The organism is Massilia niabensis (assembly GCF_042655085.1).
In the GTDB taxonomy this organism is placed as follows: Bacteria; Pseudomonadota; Gammaproteobacteria; order Burkholderiales; family Burkholderiaceae_D; genus Telluria; species Telluria niabensis.
Map to the genome: position 1 here is coordinate 87,177 of NZ_JBHSMU010000014.1, position 17,822 is coordinate 104,998.

At 62.7% G+C, this 17,822-nt stretch carries 21 protein-coding genes; 12 read left to right on the forward strand and 9 right to left on the reverse strand.

Annotation, left to right across the window (positions count from 1 at the left end; all coding sequences use genetic code 11):
• Positions 1 to 11 precede the first annotated feature (11 nt).
• Both ACFPN5_RS13525 and blaOXA read left to right on the forward strand, forming a co-directional pair.
• Entirely contained in the window at positions 12 to 149 is a 138-nt protein-coding gene (locus ACFPN5_RS13525; protein WP_379784067.1) for a hypothetical protein, read from the forward strand.
• Positions 150 to 289: 140 nt separating this feature from the next.
• On the forward strand, positions 290 to 1,069 hold the full coding sequence (blaOXA, locus tag ACFPN5_RS13530) for a class D beta-lactamase (RefSeq protein ID WP_379784069.1): 780 nt from the start codon (positions 290 to 292) through the stop codon (positions 1,067 to 1,069).
• A gap of 79 nt (positions 1,070 to 1,148) precedes the next feature.
• Here the strand turns inward: blaOXA and ACFPN5_RS13535 are convergent, their stop codons facing one another.
• Both ACFPN5_RS13535 and ACFPN5_RS13540 read right to left on the reverse strand, forming a co-directional pair.
• Positions 1,149 to 2,171 carry a serine hydrolase gene (locus ACFPN5_RS13535; RefSeq protein ID WP_379784071.1) on the reverse strand — a complete coding sequence of 341 codons (1,023 nt, stop codon included), beginning with the start codon at positions 2,169 to 2,171 and terminating at the stop codon, positions 1,149 to 1,151.
• A gap of 273 nt (positions 2,172 to 2,444) precedes the next feature.
• A complete protein-coding gene (locus ACFPN5_RS13540; RefSeq protein ID WP_379784073.1) occupies positions 2,445 to 3,458 on the reverse strand; it encodes a sulfate ABC transporter substrate-binding protein in 1,014 nt (337 codons plus the stop codon).
• Positions 3,459 to 3,692: 234 nt separating this feature from the next.
• On the opposite strand from ACFPN5_RS13540, the gene ACFPN5_RS13545 reads away from it, so the two are divergent.
• The 5 genes from ACFPN5_RS13545 (at position 3,693) to ACFPN5_RS13565 (ending at position 6,378) form a co-directional block, all read left to right on the forward strand.
• Positions 3,693 to 4,226, forward strand: a complete 534-nt coding sequence (locus ACFPN5_RS13545) for a GNAT family N-acetyltransferase (protein ID WP_379784075.1) — start codon at positions 3,693 to 3,695, stop codon at positions 4,224 to 4,226.
• A 92-nt stretch (positions 4,227 to 4,318) separates the two neighbouring features.
• A complete protein-coding gene (locus ACFPN5_RS13550; RefSeq protein ID WP_379784077.1) occupies positions 4,319 to 4,969 on the forward strand; it encodes a YcbK family protein in 651 nt (216 codons plus the stop codon).
• 110 nt (positions 4,970 to 5,079) lie between these two features.
• On the forward strand, positions 5,080 to 5,370 hold the full coding sequence (locus ACFPN5_RS13555; protein ID WP_379784079.1) for a DUF378 domain-containing protein: 291 nt from the start codon (positions 5,080 to 5,082) through the stop codon (positions 5,368 to 5,370).
• A gap of 29 nt (positions 5,371 to 5,399) precedes the next feature.
• Positions 5,400 to 5,873, forward strand: a complete 474-nt coding sequence (locus ACFPN5_RS13560) for a metallophosphoesterase family protein (RefSeq protein WP_379784081.1) — start codon at positions 5,400 to 5,402, stop codon at positions 5,871 to 5,873.
• 103 nt (positions 5,874 to 5,976) lie between these two features.
• A complete protein-coding gene (locus ACFPN5_RS13565) occupies positions 5,977 to 6,378 on the forward strand; it encodes a hypothetical protein (protein ID WP_379784083.1) in 402 nt (133 codons plus the stop codon).
• 33 nt (positions 6,379 to 6,411) lie between these two features.
• Here the strand turns inward: ACFPN5_RS13565 and ACFPN5_RS13570 are convergent, their stop codons facing one another.
• Both ACFPN5_RS13570 and ACFPN5_RS13575 read right to left on the reverse strand, forming a co-directional pair.
• Complete coding sequence (locus ACFPN5_RS13570; RefSeq protein WP_379784085.1) at positions 6,412 to 7,641, reverse strand: porin; 1,230 nt, start codon at positions 7,639 to 7,641, stop codon at positions 6,412 to 6,414.
• A 212-nt stretch (positions 7,642 to 7,853) separates the two neighbouring features.
• Positions 7,854 to 9,530, reverse strand: a complete 1,677-nt coding sequence (locus ACFPN5_RS13575; RefSeq protein ID WP_379784087.1) for an electron transfer flavoprotein-ubiquinone oxidoreductase — start codon at positions 9,528 to 9,530, stop codon at positions 7,854 to 7,856.
• 190 nt (positions 9,531 to 9,720) lie between these two features.
• Here ACFPN5_RS13575 and ACFPN5_RS13580 point away from each other — a divergent pair, with 190 nt between their 5' ends.
• Both ACFPN5_RS13580 and ACFPN5_RS13585 read left to right on the forward strand, forming a co-directional pair.
• Positions 9,721 to 10,497 (forward strand): SDR family oxidoreductase, encoded by a 777-nt coding sequence (locus ACFPN5_RS13580; protein WP_379784089.1) that lies wholly within the window; start codon positions 9,721 to 9,723, stop codon positions 10,495 to 10,497.
• A 75-nt stretch (positions 10,498 to 10,572) separates the two neighbouring features.
• Complete coding sequence (locus ACFPN5_RS13585; RefSeq protein WP_379784091.1) at positions 10,573 to 10,992, forward strand: acyl-CoA thioesterase; 420 nt, start codon at positions 10,573 to 10,575, stop codon at positions 10,990 to 10,992.
• A 9-nt stretch (positions 10,993 to 11,001) separates the two neighbouring features.
• Here the strand turns inward: ACFPN5_RS13585 and ACFPN5_RS13590 are convergent, their stop codons facing one another.
• Complete coding sequence (locus tag ACFPN5_RS13590; protein ID WP_379784093.1) at positions 11,002 to 12,414, reverse strand: nucleobase:cation symporter-2 family protein; 1,413 nt, start codon at positions 12,412 to 12,414, stop codon at positions 11,002 to 11,004.
• 233 nt (positions 12,415 to 12,647) lie between these two features.
• Between ACFPN5_RS13590 and ACFPN5_RS13595 the strand changes: the two genes are divergently transcribed.
• Both ACFPN5_RS13595 and ACFPN5_RS13600 read left to right on the forward strand, forming a co-directional pair.
• Positions 12,648 to 12,812, forward strand: coding sequence for a hypothetical protein (locus ACFPN5_RS13595; protein WP_379784095.1), 165 nt, complete (start codon positions 12,648 to 12,650; stop codon positions 12,810 to 12,812).
• A gap of 10 nt (positions 12,813 to 12,822) precedes the next feature.
• Positions 12,823 to 13,488: a 4'-phosphopantetheinyl transferase family protein gene (locus tag ACFPN5_RS13600; protein WP_379784097.1), complete on the forward strand. Its 666-nt coding sequence runs from the start codon at positions 12,823 to 12,825 to the stop codon at positions 13,486 to 13,488.
• Here ACFPN5_RS13600 and ACFPN5_RS13605 read toward each other — a convergent pair.
• Both ACFPN5_RS13605 and ACFPN5_RS13610 read right to left on the reverse strand, forming a co-directional pair.
• On the reverse strand, positions 13,411 to 14,157 hold the full coding sequence (locus ACFPN5_RS13605) for a purine nucleoside phosphorylase YfiH/LACC1 family protein (RefSeq protein ID WP_379784100.1): 747 nt from the start codon (positions 14,155 to 14,157) through the stop codon (positions 13,411 to 13,413). The genes ACFPN5_RS13600 and ACFPN5_RS13605 overlap by 78 nt on opposite strands.
• Positions 14,150 to 14,539, reverse strand: coding sequence for a hypothetical protein (locus ACFPN5_RS13610; protein WP_379784102.1), 390 nt, complete (start codon positions 14,537 to 14,539; stop codon positions 14,150 to 14,152). Before ACFPN5_RS13610 ends, ACFPN5_RS13605 begins: the two co-directional genes overlap by 8 nt.
• A 463-nt stretch (positions 14,540 to 15,002) precedes the next feature.
• On the opposite strand from ACFPN5_RS13610, the gene ACFPN5_RS13615 reads away from it, so the two are divergent.
• On the forward strand, positions 15,003 to 15,983 hold the full coding sequence (locus tag ACFPN5_RS13615) for a GlxA family transcriptional regulator (protein ID WP_379784104.1): 981 nt from the start codon (positions 15,003 to 15,005) through the stop codon (positions 15,981 to 15,983).
• Positions 15,984 to 16,449: 466 nt separating this feature from the next.
• Here the strand turns inward: ACFPN5_RS13615 and fos are convergent, their stop codons facing one another.
• Together fos and bla are read right to left on the reverse strand one after the other, a co-directional pair.
• Complete coding sequence (gene fos / locus ACFPN5_RS13620; RefSeq protein WP_379784106.1) at positions 16,450 to 16,860, reverse strand: fosfomycin resistance glutathione transferase; 411 nt, start codon at positions 16,858 to 16,860, stop codon at positions 16,450 to 16,452.
• A gap of 25 nt (positions 16,861 to 16,885) precedes the next feature.
• Complete coding sequence (gene bla, locus ACFPN5_RS13625; RefSeq protein ID WP_379784441.1) at positions 16,886 to 17,758, reverse strand: class A beta-lactamase; 873 nt, start codon at positions 17,756 to 17,758, stop codon at positions 16,886 to 16,888.
• Between the last annotated feature and the right edge of the window lie 64 nt (positions 17,759 to 17,822).

Genomic DNA, 17,822 nt, shown 5'->3' on the forward strand with positions numbered 1-17,822 from the left:
AGGAGCTCACCATGACCACTATTACTTTCCGCCGTGCCGAATCGCCAATCGATTTCGCTCTCGTGCTGCGTCAGGTTGGTGCCGGGCTACGCCGCGCCCTCGAACTGTCGGCCGCTCCCTACATGAACGGCGCCAAGCCATCGATGTAAGCAGGCCGCCAGGGACCGCTTCCAGCGTCCCGGCACACCAATCGACCCCGCGCCATGCGGGGTTTTTTGTTTCTGCGACCTCGCCGTACCTTGATTCGCCAGTGATAAAATATCCATCCGGCAATATTTTGGAGTTCCGGATGAGGACCTGCCTGGCGCTGCTGTTACTTTCCCTCTCGGCCCTGGCGCATGCCGCCGAATGGCGCGACAGTCCGCAACTGGCCGAACTGTTCAAGCGGGAAGGGGTGAGCGGCACCTTCGTCGTCCACGATGTCGCGGCCGATACCTATACGGTCCACGACCGCAAGCGCGCACTGGCGCGCTACGTGCCCGCGTCCACCTTCAAGATTCCCAACAGCCTGATCGGCCTCGCCGTCGGCGCCGTTTCCAGCGTGGACGAGGTCCTGCCCTACGGCGGCAAGCCGACCCGGCGCCCGGAATGGGCGCAGGACATGCCGCTGCGCGAGGCGATCAAGGTGTCGAACGTGCCCGTCTACCAGGGGCTGGCGCGGCGGATCGGCATCGAACGCATGCGCGGCGCCTTGCGCCAGTTCGAGTACGGCAACATGGACCCCGGCAGCGTCGTCGATACCTTCTGGCTGGATGGGCCCTTGAGGATCAGCGCCGTCGAGCAGACCGTCTTCCTCGGCAAGCTGGCCCAGGACGCGCTGCCGGCGCCGAAAGCCGCGATGGCGGCCGTGCGCGCTATCATCCGCCAGGAAGGCGAGGCCGAACTGTATGCCAAGACCGGCTGGGGCGCGCCGCCGAACGAAGGCAATATCGGCTGGTGGGTCGGCTGGGTCAGGAAAGACGGCAAGCTGTACACCTTCGCCCTGAATATCTACATTCCCGATAACGAAACGGGCGCCAAGCGCGTGCCGCTGGGTAAGGCCGGGCTGAGGGCACTGGGGCTGCTCTGAGCGCCAGCACAACAAAAAAGGGATTGCCGCAAGCGGGAATCCCTTTTTTCGTTCAACCGGCCGCCAGGCGGCCGATCCATTAATTACGGCGCGTACGCCGGACCGTCACTTTTTTCTTCTTCGCCACGACCTTCACCTTGGCGCGCGGCTGGGCCTTGGCCTTCAGGCGGCTGCCGCTGGCCTTGATGCGCAGGCTCGGGGCGGTTGCCTTGATGCGCAGGCTGGAACGGCTTGCCTTCATGCGCGGGGCACGGCTGCCGGCCGTCATCTTCACCGAGCGCAGTTCGCGAGATGCGCGCGCCACGGTCGGCTCTTCGCCGGTGATGTGGCGGCGGATGTTGAGCGCGTCGAGGATGCGGGCCGACGAGGCGCTGGCATTGAGCAGCACCATCGTCGCGTTCTTCCCGGCGACCTTGATGCTCATGATCAGGCAGCGGCCCGCTTCACGGGTGTAGCCGGTTTTCGACAGGCCAATGTCCCAGCCCTTGGCGCCGACCAGGCGGTTGGTGTTGCGGTACTCGACGCCGCGGCCATTGATGTTGATGATGTTCCGGGCGTCGGTGCTGCGTGCCGCGATTTCCGGATAGTCGGCGGCGGCGTTCGCCATCTTGATCAGGTCGCCGGCGGTCGAGCGGTTGTTCGGCGACAGGCCGGTCGGCTCTTCGATGTGGGTCTGGCGCATGCCGAGCGCCGCGGCCTTGCGGCGCACGGCTTCCTTGAAGGCCAGCTGGCCGCCCGGATAGGTGCGCGCCAGCGAAGCGGCGGCGCGGTTATCGGAGGACATCAGCGCCAGCTGCAGCACGTCGGCGCGCGGGATGCTGGCGCCGACCGGCACGCGCGAGGTGCTGTGCTTGAGGGTGTCGACGTCGCTGCGGTCGATCTGGATCAGCTCGTTCATGTCCTGCTTCGCGTCGAGGATGACCATGGCGGTCATCAGTTTCGTGAGCGAAGCGATCGGCACGACCGCGCCGGCGTTCTTTTCCAGCAAAATCTTGCCGGTGTCATCTTCCACCACCAGCACCGATTGCGATCCGAACGGCACCGCGAATGCGGCAGCAGAAGAGATCGACAGCAGTACCGTGGCGAACAGTTTCTTGATCATGGTCTTGGGAGTAGGAGTCGGTTTGAAAGCCAAGCGCCGTTGCGGCGCATCGTGTACGTATCCAACTATGCGTCTAGCTGTAAGGCAACTACATTAGTGACGGAAGATAGCATCATGATTTCTGCATGTCTATGGCGCACAAGCAAAAACGAGCTCAAGTGTAGCGAATTGCCGATAAAAAAGCCCCGCACGCTGGCGGGGCCTGATTTGATCGACAAAACCTTGGCAGGAACGCCACGGACGTGACGTGCTTGCCGGCGCAATCTGACAGCGTTATTTCGACTGGTAGATCTTGTCGAATTCGCCGCCATCGTCGAAGTGGGCCTTCTGGGCATTGCGCCAGCCGCCGAACAGCTCGTCCACCGTAAACAGCGCGATCGGCTTGTAGTTGGCGGCATATTTTTTCATGACCGCTGCGTTACGCACGCGCAGGAAGTGCTTGGCGCCGATTTCCTGTCCCTGGGGGGTGTACAGGAAATTCAGGTAAGCGGTTGCCTGCTTGCGCACGCCGCGGCGGTCGACGACCTTGTCGACCACGGCCACCGGTGACTCGGCCAGGATCGAGGTTTGCGGGTAGACCACCTCGAAGTTGTCGCCGAACTCGGCACGCACCATGCTCACTTCGTTCTCGAACGTCACCAGGGCGTCGCCGATCTGGCGCTGGGTGAAGGTCGTGGTCGCGGCGCGGCCGCCCGCGTCCAGGATCGGCACGTTCTTGAAGATGCCGCGCACCAGTTCGCGCGCCTGCGCTTCGTTGCCGCCTTTTTTCAGGACCGAGCCCCAGGCTGCCAGGTAGGTATAACGGCCATTGCCGGCGGTCTTCGGGTTCGGGATGATCACCTGCACGCCCGGCTTGGCCAGGTCGTCCCAGTTCTTGATGCCTTTCGGGTTGCCCTTGCGGACCAGGAACACCATGGTCGAGTAATAGGGCGCCGCATTGTTCGGGAATTTCTTCGCCCAGTCTTTCACAACGAGGCCGCGGTCGGACAGCATGTCGATGTCGTTGGCCTGGTTCATCGTCACCACCGACGCTTCGAGGCCATCGGCCACTGCGCGCGCCTGCTTGCTCGAGCCGCCGTGCGATTGTTTGATCGAAACGGTCTCGCCTGTTGTTTTTTTCCAGCTAGCAATAAAAGCTGGGTTAATGTCTTTGTATAATTCGCGCGCCACATCGTAGGACACGTTCAGCAGCTCGGGATTCGCGGCGCTGGCTGACAGCGGCAGGGCGGCGCCGACGGCGAGCGCCAGCAGCCAGCGGCGCAGGGGCAGGAATGACTGGTTCGGCATGTTCTTCTCACTTTTCGGATGCTATGGAAACAGGGTACATGTTCCATAAGTTGTGCCATGAATGGAAGAATACTTTCGTCATATGCTTAGACGTTCGCCGGGCCACGCTCGCAAGTATGCATGCGTCGGGCGGGCTGAAGAGCTTTCGGTGTATAGTCCGGACATTGCGGGCGCCTAAGGTATTGATGCCTACACGCAACAAGTATTGGTAACGAGTCACTGGATCAGATGGTTATGGGTATCGACATTCGCAAAGCAGTACCGCTCGATGCAGCCAGCGCTTGCCGCCTGCTGCGCCGTTCGATCGAGCAGGGATGCGAGGCGGACTACCGCGGCCATCCCGGCGTCCTTGATGCCTGGCTCGGCAACAAAACCCCCGAGAACGTCGCCACCTGGTTCGCCTCAAGCACCAATTTCGCCATCGTCGCCGAACGTGACGGGGAATTGCTGGGCCTGGCGCTGCTGACCCAGGCCGGCAAGCTTTCGCTGTGCTACGTGCAACCCGAAGCCGTGCGCAGCGGCGTGGGCAGCGCGATGCTGGCCGCCGTCGAGCAGCAGGCGCGGGCGTGGGAGATCCGTAAGCTGCACCTGCACAGTCCCGCCGGCGCCGCACCCTTCTTCGAGCGCCACGGTTACACCAATGCCGGGCTGGATAAGGCCTGCTATGGCCTGGAATGCAATCTGTTGTGGAAGGCGCTCGATGTGGTCGTAGGCGAGCCCGCCGGCCAGGAGTCCGCGCGCAAGCGTTTCTGCAACTGCAGCCAATAACAAACCAGTAGCAACAAATAAGCAACAGAACACGCCTTCTGTCGGGCATGTCCTTACGCTATAGTACGGCTCTTCCCAAAGATGAGTGTTTTATGGCTTCCCGCAGAGATTTTCTTCATCAAGGCATGCGCCTGTCGGCCCTCGGCGCAGTTGGTACCCTCGGCTCCAGCCTGATCGGCCAGGCCCATGCAGCACCGCAGGCGGCCCCGGCTGACCTGACGCCACCACCCGACCTCTTCGACGCACAACTGATCGACCTCGATTTCTGGGTCAAGCCGCGCACCTTGTCGGTCACGCGCCCGCAAAGCGGCGAGCGCGCGACCGTCCTGTACTGGAAAGACGGCGAAGTGATCGACTCGGCCTACCAGCAGTTGTGCCATCTGCTGCGCGACGTCAACGGCCGCGAAACGGCCCCGATCGACCCCAAGCTGCTCGAAATGCTGTGGGGTACCCAGGCCTTCATCGCGCGCTACGGCCTGACGCAACCGCTCGAGATCCTGTCCGGCTACCGTACCGCGGCGTCGAACGCGCGCCTGCAGGAGGCGGGCATTCCTGCCGCGCGCAAATCGCTGCACCTGGTGGGCAAGGCTGCCGACATCCGTATTTCCAGCCTCAGCGAAGAAGTCCTGGGCGGACTGGTGCGAAGCTTCCGTCAGGGCGGAGTGGGGTATTATTATCGTTCCGGGCCGAAGGGCGGCTGGATCCACGCCGACACGGGGCTCAACCGTACGTGGAAGGGCTAGTTCTGGCGTTTTTTTATCGCCAAAACTTGCGTGGGTTTTTGCTGTCGTAGGCTGGAACGGCAAGCGTGCTTGCCGGATGATGGACTCATCTTTTCCGAAGGAGAACCACGATGGCAACGATGAACGCACCCACGATGGATCGCCGCACCAGCCCGGAACGTCGCACTGCCGTACGCGAAGGCCGGGGCTCGGCCATGTCGGCACTCGATTACCTCGCCATGTTCCTGCTCATCATTGGCGGCCTGAACTGGGCCCTGGTCGGCCTGTTCGAGGTCGACATGGTCGCGACCATCTTCGGTCCGGGCAGCCCGGCGTCGCGCCTGATCTACGTCCTCGTCGGCCTGGCCGCACTGTATTCGATCTACACGACGGCGAAGATGGCCGGCGCCAAGCGGCATTGACGGGCGCATCGACAAGTCCTGAGTCCGGCGTGGAGCGGGCGCTTCGCGTCGGGCTCATCTCCGACACCCACGGCATGCTGCGCCCCGAGGCACTCGCCTTTCTCGCGGGCTGCGACCATATCGTCCATGGCGGCGATATCGGCAATGCCGGCATCCTCGACCGGTTGGCCGGGCTCGCGCCGCTGACCGTCGTGCGTGGCAACAACGACCGCGAGGCCTGGGCGCGCGGCATTCCCGTTACCGCGCGCCTGAGCTTCGGTAGCGTGTCGCTGTACGCGATCCATGACATCAAGGAGCTCGACATCGATCCGGTGGGGGCTGGGGTGAGGGTGGTGGTGTCGGGCCATTCGCACAGGCCGTCGCAGGTCGAGCGGGCGGGCGTCCTGTACGTCAATCCGGGCAGCGCCGGGCGTCGGCGATTCAGCCTGCCGATTTCGGCGGCGGAACTGGTGATCGAGGGCGACAGTGTGCGTGCGCGTATTGTTACCCTGGTTCAAGGGTAGGGTGGACGGGTCTCCCGTCCACGCGTTCAACGCACGCTCGCACCATGTACGGCTACGATGAAATGCCGTACGATATTGGCCTTCACGCTTCCCATTGGTACTGATGACCGCTCCACTTGAACAGCCGCGCTTTCGCCCGCGCCCCTGGACCCACCTCGAAACGCCGCAGGACGTCGAACTCTGGATCGACGATCACAACCTCGCCATGCAGGACCTCATCAAGCCGCAGGAAACCGGCTACGGCGTCTGCTTCACGCTGGCCGAAGGCGGCAACATCTACATGCAGACGCTTGACGACGCCGTCGTGCTCGACGTCGACGAGGACGCGGCCTGGATCGCGCCGCTGATCCAGGCCGCCACCGGCGCCGAGGCACCGGCCGGCGCGTACTGGCTGCTGCCGGCCGACAAGCTGACCCAGCTCGTTATTGGCCTGTCGAGCCTGGTAGCGAGCACGACCCTCGTCGTCGGCCACCGCTTCGGTTCGCGCGGCCGCCGGACGTACTAGACAGTAAAAGAGGGGGCAGCTTGCCCCCTCTTCTCAGAAGTGGTGAAACATCCCCACCGAGGCGGTGCGGGTTTCGATGCCCGTCTGCGGCGCCGTGCTGCCCGGCTGGAAGGGCAAGGCGATGCCGTTCAGCATGATGGTCGAGGCGCCGAAGTTGCGCACCGAGCCGGCGCGGGCATACAGGCTGGTGCGGCGCGACAAGGCATAATCGGCGCCGAACATCAGGCCCAGGGCCGACGATTCCACCAGGCGCCCGGCGCCGTCGCGCGCGCCTTCGGTGTCGCGATGGACCGCCGAGCCACGGTAAGTCAGGCGGCCGCGCGGCAGGATCACGCCGAGCGTCGTCAGTTCGGCTTCGCCGCTTTGCGCCAGGCGGGGCTTGATGCGCACGTACGAGGTCGAGAGCACGAGCTGGCCGTTGTCGAAGATCGCGCCGACCGCCGGCATGTCGGTGCGCACCGGTTGGGCGGGCAGGGTGCTTGCCACCACCACCGGGCTGCTCCAGGACTGGGTCAGGCTCGCCGCCAGGTAGACCGGGCCGGCGTTCCAGCCCAGCGTGCCGCCGCGCACACCAAACTTCGGCTCGCGCCCCCCGGTCGGGTTGGTCGCGAGGATCGCCTGCGCCGACAGGCCCTTGAAACGCGGGGTCGCATAGGTGATGGACTTCGGCACGCGCACCGGGATCGTGCCCGCGCCAGGACCGAGGTCGGTATTCGCGCCGACACCGCGCGCGCTTTGCATGGCTCCGCCGCCGACCCAGGTGTAGGCCGAATTGGTCGACACCAGGAGGAACGGATCGATATACAGCGGCAGCATCGCGTTGATCTGGTTACCCAGGCGCACGGTGCCCAAGGTGGCCGAGCGCAGCCCGATCCACGATTCGCGGTTGAACAGGGCGTTCGCCTGCTGCACGCCCGTGTCGGCGTTGAAGCCCGCTTCCAGCTTGATCTCGGCCTTCACGCCGCCGCCCAGGTCCTCGGAGGCGTAAAAGCCCAGCTTCGAGGTGTAGTCGCCGCCGCTTTGCAGCTGCCAGCGGCCGCTCGCGTTATCCGTGGTGGAGTACATTCCACCCATGTCGACCGTGCCGTAGATACGCACGCCGTCGCCGCCACGGCTGAACTCCGGCAGCTGGGCGATCTGGGTCATCAGGTAAGGAACGGGCTGGGTCTGGGCAAGGGCCGCAGGCGCCAGGGAGGCAAGGAGGGTGCAGAGCAGAGTGGACAGCAGGACGGGGCGCGGCAGTGCGATGGAGGTTCGTGGCATGCGTGAGTATTGGTGAGATTTGACGTTGGGCAATTATCACATGCAACTTGGATAAGATGAGCATAGCTAAAACCCCAATGCGCCACCGGTTGCCGAAATACAACAATCTCATGCGCCGATTCCCCAGCATGGCGCCGCAAAGAAAACAGCCCGCATGAAGCGGGCTGGCGGGTCAAACCTGGAGTGCGAACCGGGCTTGCGTTCGCGCCGTCTTACATGTTCGGATAATTCGGCCCGCCGCCGCCTTCCGGCGTCACCCACACGATGTTCTGGGTCGGATCCTTGATGTCGCAGGTCTTGCAATGCACGCAGTTCTGGGCATTGATCTGCAGGCGGTCCTGGCCGGCATCGGTCTTCACGTACTCGTACACGCCAGCCGGGCAGTAGCGCTGCTCGGGACCGGCAAACTTGGCCAGGTTCACGTCAACCGGGATGCTGGCGTTTTTCAGCGTCAGGTGCACCGGCTGCTCTTCGGCGTGGTTGGTGTTCGAGATGAATACCGACGACAGGCGGTCAAACGTCAGCTTTCCGTCCGGCTTAGGGTAGACGATCGGCTTGAACTCGGACGCCGGGCGCAGCATTTCGTGGTCCGCATGCTTGTGGCGCAGGGTCCATGGTGCTTTTCCGCGGAAGACCATCTGGTCGACACCGGTCATGAAGGTGCCCAGGTACAGGCCCTTGCTCATCCATGGCTTGAAGTTGCGCGCCGTGTGCAGTTCCTTGTACAGCCAGGACTGCTCGAAGGCGGCGGGGTAGCTGCTCAGCTCGTCATGCTGGCGGCCGGCGCCGAGCGCGGCGAATGCGCTTTCCGCCGCCAGCATGCCGGTCTTGATCGCGCCGTGGCTACCTTTGATGCGGCTGGTGTTCAGGAAACCGGCGTCGCAGCCGATCAGGGCGCCGCCCGGGAACACGGTTTTCGGCAGCGATTGCAGGCCGCCGGCGGTAATTGCCCGCGCGCCGTAAGAGATGCGCTTGCCGCCTTCGAAGAAGGTGCGGATCGCCGGGTGCGTCTTGTAGCGCTGGAATTCCTCGTAGGGCGACAGGTAGGGGTTCTCGTACGCCAGGCCGACCACGAAGCCGACCGCGACCTGGTTGTTCTCCAGGTGGTACAGGAAGGAACCGCCGTAGGTGCTCGAATCGAGCGGCCAGCCGGCTGTGTGGATCACCAGGCCCGGCTGGTGCTTGGCCGGGTCGATTTCCCAGAGTTCCTTGATGCCGATGCCGTAGGTCTGCGGATCCTTGCCCTTGTTCAGGTCGTACTTTTCCATCAGCTGCTTGCCGAGGTGGCCGCGCGAGCCTTCGGCGAAGAAGGTGTACTTCGCATGCAGTTCCATCCCGAGCTGGAAGGCGTCGGTCGGCTTGCCTTCGCGGTCCACGCCCATGTTGCCGGTTGCGACACCCTTGACCGAACCATCCTCGTTGTACAGCACTTCAGCGGCCGGGAAGCCAGGGAACACTTCCACGCCGAGCGCTTCGGCCTGCTGGCCGAGCCAGCGCACGACATTGGCCAGCGAGATGATGTAGTTGCCGTGGTTGGTCAGCATCTTCGGGATCATGAACGAGGGCGTGGCGCGCGCCTTCGTCTCGGTCAGGAACAGCACCCGGTCTTCGGTCACTTCCGTGTTCAGCGGTGCGCCGAGCTCCTTCCAGTTAGGGAACAATTCATTCAGGGCAATCGGATCCATGACGGCGCCGGACAGGATATGCGCGCCCAGCTCGCCGCCTTTCTCCAGCACGCAGACCGTGACTTCCTGGCCTTTTTCGGCGGCCAGCTGCTTCAGGCGGATGGCTGCCGACAGGCCTGCCGGGCCGCCGCCGACGATGACAACGTCGTACTCCATTGCTTCGCGCGGTCCGTATTGTTCGAGGATGTTGGTGGCGTCTGTCATGGTCTTGTAATAGTTAAAGAGATTGAGGCACGAAAATTTAAGCACGAGTGTGCGGGTTTTCCGCACCGATTGCAACTTTGCCAGCCGTTTTGAGGCGAATATTAGATGCTGTCATCTAATACAGGCAATCTGTGACATCATTATGCCTTCGTCATCGTTTGTGTCATAGCACATCAGGACAGGAGCCAATGTGGGTATCGAAGTAAACTTTGAAGGCAAGATCGCCATGGTCACCGGCGCCTCGAGCGGGCTCGGCGCCCGCTTTGCCAAGGCGCTGGCCGGCGCCGGCGCCCAGGTGGTGCTGGCCTCGCGCCGCACCGAACGCCTGAAGGAATTGCGGGCAGAGATCGAGGCCGACGGCGGGGCCGCCCACGTCGTCAACCTCGACGTCACCAGCCTCGACAGCATCAAGTCGGCGATTGCCCACGCCGAGACCGAGGCCGGGCCGATCGACATCCTGATCAATAATTCCGGCGTGCAGAGCACCCAGCGCCTGCTGGAAGTGACCGAAGACGATTACCAGTACATCATGGACACCAACCTGCGCGGCGCTTTCTTCGTGGCGCAGCAGGCTGCCAAGCGCATGATCCAGCGCGCCAAAGGCGACCCGCGCAAGCAGCACCGCATCGTCAACATCGCCTCCGTTGCCGGCCTGCGCGTGCTGCCCCAGATCGGCGTGTATTGCATGAGCAAGGCCGGCGTGGTGCAGATGACGAAGGCGATGGCGGTCGAATGGGGAAAATACGGCATCAACGTCAATGCCATCTGCCCCGGCTATATTTCGACCGAAATGAACGAGGATTATTTCGAGACCGAGCAGGGCAAGAAGCTGATCGACCTGCTGCCGCGCAAGCGTCCCGGCAAACCGGAGGACCTCGATGGCCTGCTGTTGTTACTGGCGGCCGAGGAAGCACATTTCATCAATGGCGCCATCATCACTGCCGATGACGGGATGACGGCGCAGTAAGCGTATCAATGATGCGGCAAGCGGGCGCCGGCGACGGCGCCTTTTTTTATTCAAAACGGAACATGAGTCAGAAGTATGAGCAACAAGCAGTTGGTACACACGATGCGCATGCCAGTGCGCTGGGGCGACATGGACGCCATGGGTCACGTGAATAACACGGTGTATTTCCGCTATATCGAAACGGCGCGGATCGCCTGGCTGGAAGGGGTGGGCGCCTTGCGCGATGCGAACGCCACCGGGCCGGTGCTGGTCAACGCCCAGTGTTCGTTCCTCAAGCAGTTGAAATACCCGGCCGAGATCGAAGTCACCTCGTATGTCGGGCCGCCGGGGCGCTCGAGCTTCGAGGTGTCGCACGAGATCCGCCTCGTCGGCGCGGATGGCCAGGCCGGCGCGCTGCATGCCGAAGGCGCCGCGAAAATCGTCTGGATCGATTTCGCGGCGGAGAAGTCGGTGCCGCTGCCGGAAGCGATCCGCTCGCTGCTGCCGGCGGCCTGACTCCCGGCCCTATTGCGCCTGGGCGGCCTGCTGTTGCTGCTGCGCCGGCGGCAAGAACCAGTTCAGGAGCGCGGCGCAGATGCCGCCGGTGGCCACGCCCGACTCGAGCACGCTGCGAATCGCCGCCGGCACGTGCGCCAGGAACTCGGGCACCTGGGTCACGCCCAGGCCCAGGCCCAGCGACACGGCGATGATCAGCAGGGCGCGCCGGTCCAGCGGCACGCTCGCCAGGATATTGATGCCGGCCGCGGCCACCGCACCGAACATCACCATCGCCGCGCCGCCCAGCACCGGCTCGGGCACGGCCTGGATCACACCGGCCACGCTCGGGAACAGCCCCAGCACCACCAGGAACAGGGCGATCCAGACCCCGACATGGCGGCTGGCGATACCGGTCAGCTGGATCACGCCGTTATTCTGCGCAAAAATCGAGCTTGGGAAGGTGTTGAACACGCCGGCCAGCAGCGAGTTCGCCCCGTTCACCAGCACGCCGCCCTTGATGCGCCGCATCCAGACCGGGCCTTCGACCGGTTCGCGCGAGATCTTGCTGGTGGCGGTGACGTCGCCGATCGCCTCGAGCGAGGTCACCAGATAAATCACCACCATCGGCACGAACAGCGACCACGAAAAGCCGAGGCCGAAGTGCAGCGGCAGCGGCACCTGGAAGGCGGGGGCCGCGTGCATGCCGCTGAAGTCGAGGCGGCCGAGGTAGCCCGCCAGCGCATATCCGGCCGCCAGCGCAATGACGATGGCACTGCTGCGCATCCAGGTGACCGGCACGCGGTTGATCGCCACGATCAGGCCCAGCACCACGCCGGATAACAGCAGGTTTTCGCCATTGGCGAAGCTGCCGTTGCCCATCGCGGTGAAACCGCCTCCCATGCTGATCAGGCCGACCTTGATCAGGGTAAGACCGATCATCAGGACCACGATGCCGGTTACCAGCGGCGTAATCAGGCGCTTGATGAAGGGGAGGATGCGCGAGACGCCCATCTCGATGAACGATCCCGCCACCACGACGCCGAAGATGGCCGCCATCACCGCCTCGACCGGCGTGCCTTCCTTGACCATGGCGGCGCCGCCGGCGATCAGGGGGCCGACGAAGTTGAAGCTGGTGCCCTGCACGATCAGCAGGCCCGCACCGAAGGGACCGAAGCGGCGGCACTGCACGAAGGTGGCGATGCCCGAGATGACGAGGGACATCGAGACGATCAGGTTGGTGTCGCGCGCCGAGACGCCGAGCGCCTGGCAGATCAAGAGGCCCGGCGTAACGATCGGGACGATGATCGCGAGCAGGTGCTGGAGCGCGGCGAGGATGCCGATCCAGGGGCGGGGGCGGTCTTCCAGGCCCAGGATCAGGTCCGGAACGTGGCCGGCGGGAACGTGCGCTTCGCTTGGGCGCAGGGTGGTTTCTGTGGTCATCGGGCGGCCGGGCAAAGTGCGGATTCTACAGCGAGAGCAGGCTGTACGGCATTCGGGCGCCACTCTTGCCCAACTTTGACCTGCATCAATTGCGAATCGACAAACTGCCGAATCTGTTGCTAAACAGATTCTTTGCCCGCCAGCGGCAGTTCCGTCAGGCAAAACCCATCTCTATAATCTGAATCAACTTTTAGTGGCGCACGATTGCCATCCACCTGTTTGAGCACATCACTATGCTTGAAAACGCCTGGGCGACGCCGTCAAGTTTCGCCGTCGTCAACATCGTCAGCAATTACAAGAATGTCGAAATGTCGAGCGACACCGAGTACGAGTGCCACGATGGCGCCATGATGACGGGCGTCGCGCTCAAGGGCGACTTCGTCACCATCAAGCAATAAGGTGACGGATATGGCCGTACCAGTGCCGGACGCAACCCTGCTGTGGCTGACTAACGTGGATGCGTTGCCGGAGGCAACGCTCAAGGGCTTCGTGGCCTGGCTCGGCGAAGGCGAGCGGCTGCGCTGCGTGCGCTTTGCCCGGGCCGAGCGGCGGCGCCAGTTCATCGCCGGCCGTGCGCTGCTGCGCCTTGCCCTCGGCAGCCTGCTGGGCGTCCCGCCGCACAGCATCGCGCTGCGCGAACGGCCATTCAATGCGCCGGCGCTCGAGATGCCGGAGCTCGAGTTGCCGGAATCGGGCGTGGGCTTCAGCATTTCGCACAGCGGGCCGTGGGTGGCCTGTGCGGCCAGCACGCAGGCTGCGGTTGGCCTCGACATCGAACGCATCGACCTGCGCCGCGACGCGCTCGCGCTGGCCATGCATGCACTCGGGCCGGAGGCCCTGGCCCGGCTGCGCGCGTGCGAAGGGGCGGAGCGGGCGCATGCGTTCTATCGCATGTGGTGCCTGCACGAAGCCCGGATCAAGCTGGGCGGCCCCAGCGCGGCCGACTACGTGTTCGAGCAGCCCGGCCTGGCGCTGGCGCTAGGCTGCGACCGGCCGCTACCGCTTGCCCCAGTGCCCCGCGTCGTGGGGCTCGAGACCCTTGCGGCGGGAGCGTTTCACCAGCGCGATCACTGACCATTGCACGTCGACTACCGGAATGCGCGTTGCGTGGTCGCGGCGGTAGCTGTGGAACGTAGGGTCGCCATCGTCATCGCGACAATGGCACAGCGTGCATTCGGTCCGACGCGCTACCTGCCCGATGCCGGCGCGCTGCAGCTGCCATTGCACAATGGCCGGCAAGTCCAGCATGCGGTCTCGCGGTGCGACAAACTCACGAGGGAGACCATGTCGCTCGACGAAGCCGTCGATGACTTCCGGTCCTACTTCGTAACAGCAGGCCTGCGCCGCCGCGCCGGTGGCGGCGATCCAGTCGCTGGGATCGCCGCCGCGCGCGCGCACCAGCGCTGCGAACGCATCAACGATACCGGCCTGTGCGCCCCGCCAGCCGACGTGCAGCGCCGCGACCTCGCTGCCGTTGTTATGGGCCAGTAGCACAGGCACACAGTCGGCAGTGGCGATCGTTAATAGCAGGCCTGGACGATCGGTCAACATGCCATCGGCCTCGCCGCAATCTTCATTTGGCTCGGTCACTACAGCGACGCGCGTACCGTGGCGTTCGTGCTGCACTGGCCGCCGCCTCCAGTAGTCGGGCATCAGGGATGCCATATTGTCGCAGCGGGTGCCGAATCCGTGCACGATGGTGGGAAGGTCGAGGAGTGAGCTGGTCAGCATATTTTCAATCAAAGGCCAATGGAATCCAGATAACGAACCGCAGCCTCAAGAACTTCGTCCCTTTCTTGCCGCATACCTGACAAGGTTGGCCTGGCTTCGACATGGGGAGCAATGCCCGCCGGATGCAAGCGGCGCAGGAATATCGCTCGACCGCATAGCCGGAGGACGCGGCCATGATGTTCCCTGGAAGAAGAACGTTAGTGAGGTCACCATTCGTACCGACGCTATTGGATCCGATATAGATCACGTCGGTCACGGACTCCAGAAGCATTGCCGTGTGGGCCGGCGCAGGCTCTCCAGACGCCCGTTGGACAAAGGGCAGCTCATCGGATGAAGTCACGCCAAGGATGGGATCGTGCAAAGGCGCGAGCAAGCGTTCGAGGACAGGTTTCAAGGTTCCTGCGTCGGTTGTACACATCAGCGAGGCAGCGCGGAAACGAGCGCCTGGTCCCAGTTTACTTCGGTTCGCGAAACCCCTGGATGGAACCATTTGATGTCGTTCCACAGGCGCGTTATCGCATGGAGACCCTCAGGGCCCTCGCACATGGAGGCCGCGCGCACTGGTTGCGCAGGCGCCATCACCAACGTCAACAACAAGGCACAGGGAATGCGACGCCACGATGGAAATGCCGGCCACTGTGATACCGGATAAAGCTGTACAGGTTTCAGGAAATCCATGATGACTGGTAACGCTAGTGCATGCGATGCAGGGAATATCCGCCGGCGCAATAATGGTAATTGTCGCATCGGGTTTTCACATTCAGCGATCAAAAATATAGGCGTGAAGAGAAAAGAGACATGAAGTTTAACTTTCCATTACGGTGGCCAGGTACGCCAAAATCTGGTTAAATTGCGCCATGCAATCGCCCCGGTCAATCGCCTTGTTAGTCTTTGAAGGCGCCCAGATTCTCAACATCACTGGTTCAGCGGCGGTATTCGCTGCCGCTAACAACGTCCTCAAGCAACGGGTTTACGACATTCACGTCCTGTCACCACTCGGGGGGGCGATTGAGAGCATGTCGGCAATCACGATCTTGACAAAAACGATGTCCACCCTGGATCCGGAAAGTGTCGACACGCTATTGTTTACAGGTAGCGGCCACGATAATGCGGCAGACGCGCTGGAAAATAATGAGGTGCGCCAATGGGTGCTTAGAGCGATATCCAAATGCCGGCGCTTTGGATCGAGCAGTGGTCCAGCAACACTGGCCTTGGGTCGGCTTCGACTCCTTGACGGTGTCCGCGTCGCAGCGCATTGGGCGGCATGCGACCGTCTGTCCAAGGAAATACCGAGCGTGGCTGTGGATGCCAATGCGATTTATGTCGAACACGGCCGCGTCTGGACTTCGGCCGGCGGTAGCGCCGGTATTGACATGGCTTTGCAGATGGTGGCCCGCGATGTTGGCGACAGTGCAGCAAATGAAATCGCCAAGCGTCTTGTGCTGGAAACCCGACGACCTGGTTATCAGCCACAGCTTAGTGAGGTAGTCGCGGCGCTCAAAAGGGCGGACAACGATTTTTCAGGCTTGATCGGCTGGATCAGGGCGCATCTGTCGAAACCGATGAGTGTCGACTCCTTGGCCGCGCGAGCCGGGATGTCTCCCCGAAATTTTCAGCGCAAATTTACGGCTTGTGTTGGACAACCTCCGGCGCGTTTTGTCGAGACGCTTCGCCTCGAGCATGCACTCGGGCTTTTGTCGTCCGGTTTGCCTGCAAAGACAATCGCAAACGTGTGCGGCTATGCCAGTCCCCAGCAATTAGCAAAGGCTTTCCAGCGCCAGCACGGCAGCTCTCCCGCAACTTTTCTCCGCGATAAACAAGTGGAGGTCAAAAGCTAAGCACAGGGCTGCGAGCCGTACAAGTTCAAATCGGCGTTGGCAGTTCGCCGTGCACGCGTGTCACTTTGCCGCCTTGCCGGTTTGTGCCGCAGCCGCGTCATCAGCGAGCGTTTGTGCAAGCCAGGCTCGGGCCTTGGCAGCGTAGTTGCGGCACGCGTCCCGATCGTTTTAAAACGCCTTTATGCGTCGTTGCCAAAAAGTTTTGCCTATGGGCACCACCAGGCTGAGCTACAGCGTGATGCGTGCCAGGCTGCTCGGGAACGCTTCGCGGGTGGAGCGGGCGGCCATGGCCATCAGTGCAGATCGGCTGTTCCAGCAGGCGCGCGAACACCAGCGTGCGGCCGCCTTTGCTGGCTCAGCCGACGAAATAACCGATTGCCTATGTTTCTATCAACGGCATTAAGAGCGCCAAAAAAGATCGCTACTTGCCATCAGAGCCACTTGCCGATTATTCGTCCTTGGAGCGCTAGTCGAAGAAACACATGCCCGAGTAAGGCAAAGCACGGCATTGGGCAAGCCGGCTGTTCAGGTCGCCGACATGCGCTTCAAGCTTGTGGCCATCAGGGTCGAGGAAGTACAGCGAGTCTCCTTCGCTGCGGTTTTGCCGCCATTCGATGACCTCATGAGCACGCAAGCGCTGCAAAAATTGACCGAAGTTGTCTTGCTCGATACCGAATGCGAAGTGTGTGTAGTCGGGCGACGGCCCGGCGGCCTCGATGGGGTCCAGCGACAAGCACAACCATAAGATATCCAAAGACAAATACGCGCCAGTGTCCCAGCGGGCACGGAGACGAAAGCCGAGCAAGTGGTGATAAAAATCGACACTTCGGTCAAGATTTTGCACAGCGAGGGTTAGATGATTCAGCCCAGTCAGCATTTTTGACGGTCTGTTGTGTGAGGGCTTACGATCCAAAGGTGTTCAGGGCAATTTTTGCCGCCCGAACGATGATGTCGCTGCGCGCGTCTGCGTTCTTGGCCAATTGCCGGGTGTAAATAGCCAGCACGATTGGTGTCCCGCCCGGTGGGTAGATCACGGCGATATCGTTGGCGCTGCCGTAGCCGCCAGTGCCGGTCTTGTCGGCTACCTGCCAGCCGGCTGGCACGGCCGCACGGATGCGTGTGGCGCCTGTCGTGTTCCCCAGCATCCAGTCGCGCAGCTGGACTTGCCGCGCTGGCGGCAAGCCGTCCAGCAACAGCAGTTTTTGCAACGTGCGCGCCATCGCCAACGGGGTGCTTGTGTCGCGTTCATCGCCTGGCGCTGCCATGTTCAGCTCGGTTTCCCACCGGTCCAGCCGAAAGCGCTCGTCGCCAAGTGCGCGCGCATAGGAAGTCAGCGCGCCCGGGCCGCCCAATTCGCGCAACAGGGCATTGCCCGCGGTGTTGTCGCTGTATTGCAGGGCCGCAGCGCACAATTGCGCCACGCTTAATTCACCGTCGACATGTTTGCCAGTGATCGGCGACCAGTCGACAAAAAGCGCCTTTGGCAAGGACAGCCGCCTCTCGAGCAAACCAGGCTTCACGGCCTCATGCGCCAGGACAGCCGCTGCCAGCACCACTTTGAACGTGCTGCACATCGGGAAGCGCTGGTTTTGGCGATAGCCGGTCGTGCGCCCGGTGGCGGCGTCGATAACGGCCACGCCGAGCGCGCCGTTCAGGTCGCGTTCGAGGGCAGCGAAGCCGGCGTCAACTGTCGTCGGCTTGGCAGCGGCAGCGGCGGCGAAAGGCAAGGAGGCAAGCGCAAGCATGAGGTGACGGCGGGCTGGTGAAAGTGTCATGGTCTGGATTGAATTCATCGAAATCAGAAAAAATGAAGATGCTTGACTTGCGGTTACAGTTGGT